Below are 8146 nucleotides of genomic sequence, written 5' to 3'. Positions count from 1 at the left end.
CTCCTGCCGCTACCACGGATCCATCCGCAGAGATCACTCGTTTCAGCTGTCCCATGTTACTCCTCATTTCTTTCTGGCTGCAAAAATCAGCCGATCCGTATCCTCTGTGGGGGGATCCAGACTGTCCGCCCCGTATACCGCTTCCACTGCAAAGCCCGCATCCTCCAGCGCCTGTTCCAGCACCTGCCGGGGGTATGCCCGCTCCCGGAACTGCTCCGTCGTGCGGGTATAATGCTCCCCGTCCCCGGATTCAAAAAAGTCCAGGGTGATGGTCACCGTGGCATCCCCGTCAAACCGGTTTTCCCACACGCAGTAGACCTCGTCCAGGTCGAACAGGAACACCTGATCTCCCAGGGTCACCCGATGCTTGTGCAGGGTGTTCACGTCAAACAGGAACAGCCCTCCCGGTTCCGTATATTGACTCACCCGGCGGAACACATTCTGAATATCCGGAAGCCCCGGCAGGTGGTTCAGACTGTCCAGCATGCAGATGGTCACGTCCACTGTACCGTATAGCTCCAGACGGCGCATGTCCTGGCAAACATACTGAATGGGCAGACCGCTTTCGCACTTTTTCTCCACTGCCTCGTTGAGCATGTCTCCGGAGCCGTCCACCCCGATCACGTCATAGCCCCGGCGTGCCATAGCCTCCGACAGAGTGCCGGTGCCGCAGGCAAGATCCAGCAGCACACAGTCCTCCACCGGATGCAGTCGGCGGATCAGCTCGTCCAGATATGCCGCCCGGGCTTCGTAATCTACGTTCTCCGTCAGCAGATCGTAGTACCGGGCAAAGACGCTGTAGCTCCGGTCACTGTTCATGTTCGTGATCCTTCATGCGGCTGAACACAATGCTGTAGCCATCACAGCCGTTGATGAGCGAACGGTTCACCCGGCTGATGGTGGCAGTGCTGGCACCGGTTGCCGCCACGATATCCGTATACACGTGATGCTCGTTCAGCATTTTCGCCACCTGCAGCCGCTGAGAAATGGCCTTCAGTTCCTGTACGGTACAGAGATCCTCAAAGAACTTGTAGCATTCCTCCATGGTTTCCAGGGTCAGAACCGCTTCAAACAAAGCATCTACGCCGAATTCCTTTAATTTATTGTTCATAGTCAATCCTCCGTGAACATCTTTCCTTCCCAATTATTTTAGCACACTAAAATGGAAAAGTAAAGAGGGAATTTCAATGGACAATAGGATGCAAGCTCGGATTATGGTAATATTGCACAGAGCCGCCGGACGGGCTTTGGGCATGCTGCCTTATAACCCGAACCACTCCTTGAATGTTCCGCTGAGCATCCTCTGGTTGTCCGCAAAGCCGAACCCCAGATTCATAAATCGTGCAAACTCCTCCGTTGGCTCCCACATGGGGAAATCCGTACCGAACATGCAGTTTTCCACTCCGTAGTGCTCTATGAGCTTCCGGGCATATGCAGGATCCAGCATCGGCAGGGAACTGCTGGTGTCAAAGCGGATATTGGCATTGCCCTGCAGACATTCCCGTGCCTCCTCCCAGCAGCGGTATCCGCCAAGATGGGACGCCATGACCCGCAAAGTGGGAAAATCCCGCATGACCCGTGCCAGCCGCTCCGGCTTGGAATAAGCATACCGGTCATCCCCCATATGGATCAGCACCGGCAGCCTGCCTGCGATCTGCTCATAAATTTTGTATGCGCCGGGACTGTCTATGTCAAAGCGCTGAAAATCCGGGTGCAGCTTGATGCCGTGCAGCCCCAGACGGATAATCCGGTTGGTTTCCCCCTCCAGATTAGCGTAATCCGGGTGCAGGGTGCCAAAGCCGTAAAATTCCGGATGCTTGCCGCATTCCTCTGCAATAAAATCGTTGATGCTTTCCACCTGATGACTGGTGGTGGCAGTGGAGCAGACCAGGTACCGCTTGGTGCCGATCTTTGCACCGCACTGGAGCAGCCGCTCTGCATTGCCCTCCTCCGCCATGGGAATATCATAAAAATGTCCGATATTCACCGTTGCCTTTTCTGCAATTTTGGACGGAAAGATATGTGTGTGGGCGTCCATAATCTCAAATTCTTCGCATTGAAACTTCTGCAAGGTGCATTCCTCTTTTCCGGTAATCCGGACGGCAAACCGCCGTCCCGCCGCCCTTTGCGGCTGCTTCTATTGTAACATGCGGCAGCAGATTGCGCAAGTCCGTCTTTAGAATTTGTCACCAACTTGTAAAGGAATTCTTATTGAAATTCACGAAAAAATACGGTATAATCATGGGTGCAGGAATTCGCTGCATACAGAGAGACAAGAAAGGACATGAGCACAACAAATGTACTACTGCTGCGGCATTACAAGTCAGGGCGTCATGCCCCACAACGAGGATGCGTTTCTGATCCATAAGACCGTGATCACCGACGGGGCATTGGAAGCAAAGCTGGCGCCCCCTTTTCTGCTTGGGGTCTCCGATGGGGTATCCGGAGAGGCATCCGGTGAAGTCGCCTCCCGGCAATGTCTGAATCTCATCAGCAGCATCCGCTTTTCCAGAAAGACCAATATGGAACGCAAGCTGGAGGATGTGCACAATCTGCTTGCCCAGTACGGCGCCGGCAACAGTGAGACCCGGAACATGCAGGCAACCTTCTGCGGCATCGGCGTAGACGAAAACAATCTGCTGCATTTTTTCAACGTGGGCGATTCCCGGCTGTACCGATACCGGAACGCAAAAATGCGTCAGCTTTCCACGGATCAGTCCCTGGTGCAGATGCTCTACAAGGAAGGCACCATTACCAGAGAGGAGCAGAAAACCCACGCCTACCGGCACATTATTTCCCCGGTGATGGGCAACCTGTCCCACACCCCCACCCCGGATATCCAGCATGCAGGAGAGCGGATGGCATACGGAGATGTGCTGCTGCTGTGCACGGACGGTCTGTCCGATGTGGTATCCCCTTCAGAAATGGAGGAGATCCTGGCACTGCCCCTGCCCCTGCCCCGGCGGCTGGAGCGGCTCATTGCACTGGCGCTGAAAAAGGGCGGCAAGGACAATGTGACCATTGTGGCAATGGTATTCTTTGAAGCATAGGCTGTACTGAGGTGATGCCCTTGGATGCCTGTACCCTGACCGCTGCAGTCACAGCTGCTGCCAACAGCCTGGCATGCAAAATGGACGATGATGAGCTTGCCGTTATGGCAGCCATGTTCACCCAGCTGGGAGATACCCTGGCATTGATTGCCGTGCAGCGTGGACTCTGCAATGCAAGGCGGCAGAAGGATTCATCTGAACAAACGAATGCGCAGGCATAACCGCCTGCGCATTTTTTATGCTTACAGCCCAAAGGGTGCAATGCTCCGGGCAAGGATCCCCTTCATATGTGCAATGAGAATCCCGTAATTGGTCATGGGTACCCCCTGGGATCTGGCAAGGGCATACCGGTACCGTACCTCCCGGGTGTTCAGCATGCAGCCGCCGCAATGCACCACCATAGCATACTGCTCCAGCTGCTCCGGAAAATCCGTACCGCTGGTAAAGTCAAATTCCAGCTGCCTTCCGCTGTGCTTTTTCAGCCATGCAGGCAGCTTCACCGTACCGATATCCCCGCACTGCCGATGATGGGTACAGCCCTCGGATACTAAGATCCGATCCCCGTCCTGCAAATGATCCGCCGCCATGGCACCGGCGGCAATGGCAGAAAGATTCCCCTTCGCCCGTGCCATGAGAATAGAGAAAGAGGTCAGAGGCACGGATTCCGGGGTATCCCTGGACACCTGACCGAACGCCTGGCTGTCGGTGATGACGATCCTGGGCGGCGTATTCAAAGTGCTCAGGGTTCTGGACAGATCCTCCGCCTGGCACACCACTGCGCTGGCATGAGCATCCAGCACGTCCCGCAGCACCTGCTGCTGGGGCAGGATGATCCGCCCCTTGGGAGCGGCTTCGTCAATGGGAATCACCAGCACCACCAGATCCCCCGGCACCAGCAGATCCCCCACTAATCGGGAGACTTCCTCCCTGGGCACTGCCTGGATCATCGCCTGCTTCAGAGCATCAATGCCCTCTCCGGTGCGGGCACTGACAAAGACCCCTTCCCCATCCCGGCGGTCAGTGAGATCACACTTGTTCCGCACCAGCACATAGGGAATGCTCCGGCTGTTCAGCTGCTCCAGCAATGCCAGCTCAATTACATCCAACGGCTCTGCCCCATTGGTGACCAGTATCGCAAGATCCGTTTTCCGCATGACCTGCATGCTTTTGTGTACCCGCTGGCTGCCCAGCTCTCCTGTATCATCCAGACCGGCGGTGTCGATCATCAGCACCGGCCCCAGGGGCAGCAGCTCCATAGCCTTGCTCACCGGATCGGTGGTGGTGCCCGGGGTGTCGGACACGATAGCCATGGGCTGATTGGTCACAGCGTTCATCAGACTGGATTTTCCGGCATTGCGCTTGCCGAAAAAAGCAATGTGCAGCCGGTCAGCGGACGGGGTTTCATTCAGACTCATATGCATACCTCCTATAAAAATGGGCGCACTGCGGGATTCGCAGCACGCCCTTGTGCTTTTTGCTCAGAACCGGAAATCCCGGCTGCCCTGTTTGATCTTGTCCAGATTCTCCCGGACGATCTGCTGTACCTTCTGGCTGGGGATGGTGGGAATCTCCTTCTGGATCAGTGCCCTGCCCACCTCTCTGGTGTGGGGGGACGCATAATCCTCCAGGTATTCGTCCAAGGTCATCAGTGCATTGGGGTGGCAACAATTCTGGATCTGCTTGCTCTTGCAAAGCTGCATGAACCGGTCACCGGTTCTGCCCTCCCGGTAGCATGCAGTACAGAAGGAGGGAATATACCCCATGTCCATCAGCCAGCACACCACCTCATCCAGGGTACGCTGGTCGGATACGTCAAACTGCTCCGTGTCGTGGGGACGTTCCTCCTCGCAATAGCCTCCCACGGAAGTTCTGGAGGCACCGCTGACCTGGGAAATGCCCAGTCGCAGCAGCTTTTCCCGGACATCCTGGCTTTCCCGGGTGGAAATAATCATGCCGGTATAGGGCACTGCGATCCGGATCAGGGCACACAGCTTTGCAAAAATCTCGTCGCTGATGCTGTTATCAAAAGCGTTGGGATCAATGTCATCCGCATGCTTGACCCGGGGCATGCTAATCGTATGGGGGCCCACCCCATGTACCGCTTCCAGATGCTCCGCATGCATCAGCAGTCCGGCAAACTCATACCGGTACAGCTCCAGACCAAACAGGACGCCCAGTCCCACATCATCAATACCGCCCTCCATGGCACGATCCATGGCTTCGGTATGGTAGTTGTAGTCATGCTTGGGACCGGTTGGATGCAGCTTCAGATAGCTTTCCTTGTGATAGGTTTCCTGGAACAGGATATAAGTACCGATGCCCGCATCCTTCAGACGGCGGTAGTTTTCCACCGTAGTGGCTGCAATATTTACATTGACCCGGCGGATGGCACCGTTCTTGTGCTTGATCGAATAGATGGTATTGATGCAATCCAGAATATATTCAATGGGGTTGTTCACCGGATCCTCTCCGGCTTCAATGGCAAGCCGCTTATGTCCCATGTCCTGCAGGGCAATGACCTCCCGGGCAACCTCCTCCTGGGTCAGCTTCTTCCGGGCAATGTGCTTGTTCTTCATATGATAGGGACAGTACACACAGCCGTTAACGCAGTAGTTGGACAGGTACAGAGGGGCAAAAATCACGATCCGGTTGCCGTAAAAGTCCAGCTTGATCTGCTCCGCCAGTTCGTATACCTCTGCCAGCTTGTCCGGCAGCTCGCATGCCAGCAGCACGGAAGCCTCCCGGTGGGTCAGACCCTTCCGCAGCTTTGCCTTTTCAATGATCTGATCGATCAGCTCCACATCCGCCTTGTGGGCATCTGCATAAGCCAGAGTGTCCCGGATTTCATCATCGTTGATAAAATCATCGGCGCACATGGATTTTACATCATACATACTTTTCCATTACTCCTTTCTTCCAAGAGACGCAAAAAAACGGCTCCTGCAAAGGCGCAGAAGCCGCGATGGGGTTCAATCATCGCAGTTGCTTCGCCTTTCCCCTCAGTCTCACTTCGGGTTCAGTTTTTGCAAGGTGTTCCCTGTCTGGGCTGCATTCAGGTTACGGTACTATTATAGCACAGAATGTCTGAAAATGCAATACGCAATCCCGCCTTGACAAAATCAGTCCTTTTCCGGTATACTGTATGCACAATTACAAAAGAGGATGTACATGAATACGGAACGCATCAAAAAAATCAGCGGCGGCCTGTTGATACTGCTAGGCATCTGCTCCCTGACCTTTCTGCCGGGCATGGGCTTTTCCACGGGAACCATCAGCATCGACTCTTTCATACCTATGGCATACATCATTACCGGTATATGCCTGTTTCTGAACCGAAGCGAAACCTTCATGATCCGGAGCATGGCGGTACTGGAAGCCCTCTGGGTACTGCCATCCCTGTGGCTCAGTCTGCGGCTGCTCCAGGCTCCGGCTCAAAGCATCGTCACCGGCATTCCCGGCTTTTTCAGCAAGATCCTCTGGCTGTATTACCTGATCCATGCATTTCGGTTCGGGGTGCTGGCTCTGTTGGGCTTTTATGTGCCATACGCCAAAAAAGGTGCCCTGGTGGGCATGATCGTATATGGCGTGCTGGCAGTGTCCAAGGTGTTCTCTCCCCGTGCCTTTGTCCTGTATCTGGGCTATGCTCTATTGTTTCGCCGCCTGCGACAGCAGGAACCGGCACAGAACATGTCACATGCCGGGAACCATCCCAACGGGCAGGGGGATGTGATTGAAACCCATGGAGAAGTGGTACAGGATCACCCGGAAGGATAACGACGCATGCGGGAGCATATAAAAGAATACGAGAGCATACACCGGAAATCACGCATCTCACCCGGCGCAGAACCGGCGATTGCGCCCATGCCCGGATGACGAGGTTTCAAAAAAGCGGTGAAATCCGTCCAATTTGGTTGAATTTATTCCTTTTTGGCACTTGTGTTTTTTCTGCTCTTATGGTACACTAAGATTACACCGGTGATCCCGAATATTACGTAAAGGAGGGATGAAAAGAACATGGATATGTTGATTTGGGGCATTGTTTGTATTGTCATGGCAATCGCAGAAGTGGTCACACTGCAGCTGGTCAGCGTATGGTTTTCCGTGGGCGCATTGGCTGCCTTTCTGGCGGCGGTATTCGGCGCAGGCAGAACCGTACAGTTTATCGTCTTTGTGGTCGTATCCGCTCTGTTGCTGGCATGCACCCGCCCGATCATCAAAAAGGTGATGTGCAAAAAAATAGTACCCACCAATGCAGACCGTGAAATCGGCAGCACTGCAACCATCATCGAAACCGTGGACGGCGCACGCGGCACCGGCAGAGCCCGCAAGGACGGTGTGGACTGGATCGCAGTTGCCGCAAACGGACAGATCATCCCGGAGGGGACTGTGGTGCGAATCACGGATATCCGGGGAGCAAAGCTCTTTGTAGAGCCGGCGGAAGTCCCCAAGCCTGCCGCATCCGCAGCAAAGCAGTAATACAGCATTATTAGAAACAACAAAATATGGAGGAAAAACACATGTTTGCATCAATGTTAGCAGCCGGGTTTGGAACACTCGGTTATCTGATGATCGCCATTCTCGTGGTAGTCATCTTCCTGGTCAGCCGGATCCGGATCGTTCCCCAGGCAAAGGTTTACATCGTAGAGCGTCTGGGTGCCTTTCACGGCGAGTGGGGCACCGGCCCTCACTTCCTGGTGCCCTTCCTGGATAAGGTGGCACGGATCGTGTCCATCAAGGAACAGGTTGTGGATTTCAAGCCCCAGCCGGTAATCACCAAGGATAACGTAACCATGCAGATCGATACCGTTGTCTTTTTCCAGATCACGGATGCAAAGCAGTACACCTATGGCATCGAGCATCCTATGGCAGCCATTGAAAATCTGACTGCGACCACCCTGCGTAACATCATCGGTGAGCTGGAGCTGGACGCAACCCTCACCTCCCGTGATGTCATCAACACCAAGATCACTGCCCTGCTGGACCAGGCAACGGATCCCTGGGGCATCAAAGTGAACCGTGTGGAACTGAAAAACATTCTGCCGCCCCGTGAGATCCAGGATGCAATGGAAAAGCAGATGAAGGCAGAGCGTGAGCGT

Annotated in this window: 10 protein-coding genes; 5 read left to right on the top strand and 5 right to left on the bottom strand. The window is 54.5% G+C overall.

Annotated elements, in window-relative coordinates; genetic code table 11:
• Nucleotides 1–63 precede the first annotated feature (63 nt).
• From QVO51_RS09515 to QVO51_RS09505, 3 genes are all read right to left on the bottom strand, one after another.
• A complete protein-coding gene (locus QVO51_RS09515; protein ID WP_022358207.1) occupies nt 64–819 on the bottom strand; it encodes a class I SAM-dependent DNA methyltransferase in 756 nt (251 codons plus the stop codon).
• A complete protein-coding gene (locus QVO51_RS09510; RefSeq protein WP_015558315.1) occupies nt 809–1111 on the bottom strand; it encodes a YerC/YecD family TrpR-related protein in 303 nt (100 codons plus the stop codon). Before QVO51_RS09510 ends, QVO51_RS09515 begins: the two co-directional genes overlap by 11 nt.
• Before the next feature lie 150 nt (nt 1112–1261).
• Nucleotides 1262–2071, bottom strand: coding sequence for an amidohydrolase family protein (locus QVO51_RS09505; protein WP_022358206.1), 810 nt, complete (start codon nt 2069–2071; stop codon nt 1262–1264).
• A gap of 226 nt (nt 2072–2297) precedes the next feature.
• On the opposite strand from QVO51_RS09505, the gene QVO51_RS09500 reads away from it, so the two are divergent.
• Both QVO51_RS09500 and QVO51_RS09495 read left to right on the top strand, forming a co-directional pair.
• On the top strand, nt 2298–3050 hold the full coding sequence (locus QVO51_RS09500) for a PP2C family protein-serine/threonine phosphatase (protein ID WP_022358205.1): 753 nt from the start codon (nt 2298–2300) through the stop codon (nt 3048–3050).
• 14 nt (nt 3051–3064) lie between these two features.
• Nucleotides 3065–3271: a DUF6774 domain-containing protein gene (locus tag QVO51_RS09495; RefSeq protein WP_276747091.1), complete on the top strand. Its 207-nt coding sequence runs from the start codon at nt 3065–3067 to the stop codon at nt 3269–3271.
• Between the two features lie 21 nt (nt 3272–3292).
• Here the strand turns inward: QVO51_RS09495 and hydF are convergent, their stop codons facing one another.
• Nucleotides 3293–4465: a [FeFe] hydrogenase H-cluster maturation GTPase HydF gene (hydF, locus tag QVO51_RS09490; RefSeq protein WP_022358203.1), complete on the bottom strand. Its 1173-nt coding sequence runs from the start codon at nt 4463–4465 to the stop codon at nt 3293–3295.
• Nucleotides 4466–4528: 63 nt separating this feature from the next.
• Entirely contained in the window at nt 4529–5944 is a 1416-nt protein-coding gene (gene hydG, locus QVO51_RS09485) for a [FeFe] hydrogenase H-cluster radical SAM maturase HydG (RefSeq protein WP_015558311.1), read from the bottom strand.
• 274 nt (nt 5945–6218) lie between these two features.
• On the opposite strand from hydG, the gene QVO51_RS09480 reads away from it, so the two are divergent.
• The 3 genes from QVO51_RS09480 to QVO51_RS09470 form a co-directional block, all read left to right on the top strand.
• Nucleotides 6219–6824, top strand: coding sequence for a hypothetical protein (locus tag QVO51_RS09480; protein WP_022358202.1), 606 nt, complete (start codon nt 6219–6221; stop codon nt 6822–6824).
• A 240-nt stretch (nt 6825–7064) separates the two neighbouring features.
• Entirely contained in the window at nt 7065–7526 is a 462-nt protein-coding gene (locus tag QVO51_RS09475; protein WP_022358201.1) for an NfeD family protein, read from the top strand.
• Between the two features lie 41 nt (nt 7527–7567).
• Nucleotides 7568–8146 (top strand): SPFH domain-containing protein (locus tag QVO51_RS09470; protein ID WP_288168092.1); only part of this gene is annotated, 579 nt, incomplete at its 3' end.

This window comes from Ruminococcus sp. CAG:379 (assembly GCF_000434255.1).
GTDB lineage: Bacteria > Bacillota > Clostridia > Oscillospirales > Ruminococcaceae > Ruminococcus_F > Ruminococcus_F champanellensis.
This window is presented reverse-complemented; position numbering and strand designations above follow the sequence as displayed.

Excerpts from the sequence above, each read along its gene's own strand:
- QVO51_RS09515 (WP_022358207.1), bottom strand. The coding sequence starts at position 819 with ATGAACAGTGACCGGAGCTACAGCGTCTTTGCCCGGTACTACGATCTG.
- QVO51_RS09510 (WP_015558315.1), bottom strand. The coding sequence starts at position 1,111 with ATGAACAATAAATTAAAGGAATTCGGCGTAGATGCTTTGTTTGAAGCG.
- QVO51_RS09500 (WP_022358205.1), top strand. The coding sequence starts at position 2,298 with ATGTACTACTGCTGCGGCATTACAAGTCAGGGCGTCATGCCCCACAAC.
- QVO51_RS09495 (WP_276747091.1), top strand. The coding sequence starts at position 3,065 with ATGCCCTTGGATGCCTGTACCCTGACCGCTGCAGTCACAGCTGCTGCC.
- hydF (WP_022358203.1), bottom strand. The coding sequence starts at position 4,465 with ATGAGTCTGAATGAAACCCCGTCCGCTGACCGGCTGCACATTGCTTTT.
- hydG (WP_015558311.1), bottom strand. The coding sequence starts at position 5,944 with ATGTATGATGTAAAATCCATGTGCGCCGATGATTTTATCAACGATGAT.
- QVO51_RS09480 (WP_022358202.1), top strand. The coding sequence starts at position 6,219 with ATGAATACGGAACGCATCAAAAAAATCAGCGGCGGCCTGTTGATACTG.
- QVO51_RS09475 (WP_022358201.1), top strand. The coding sequence starts at position 7,065 with ATGGATATGTTGATTTGGGGCATTGTTTGTATTGTCATGGCAATCGCA.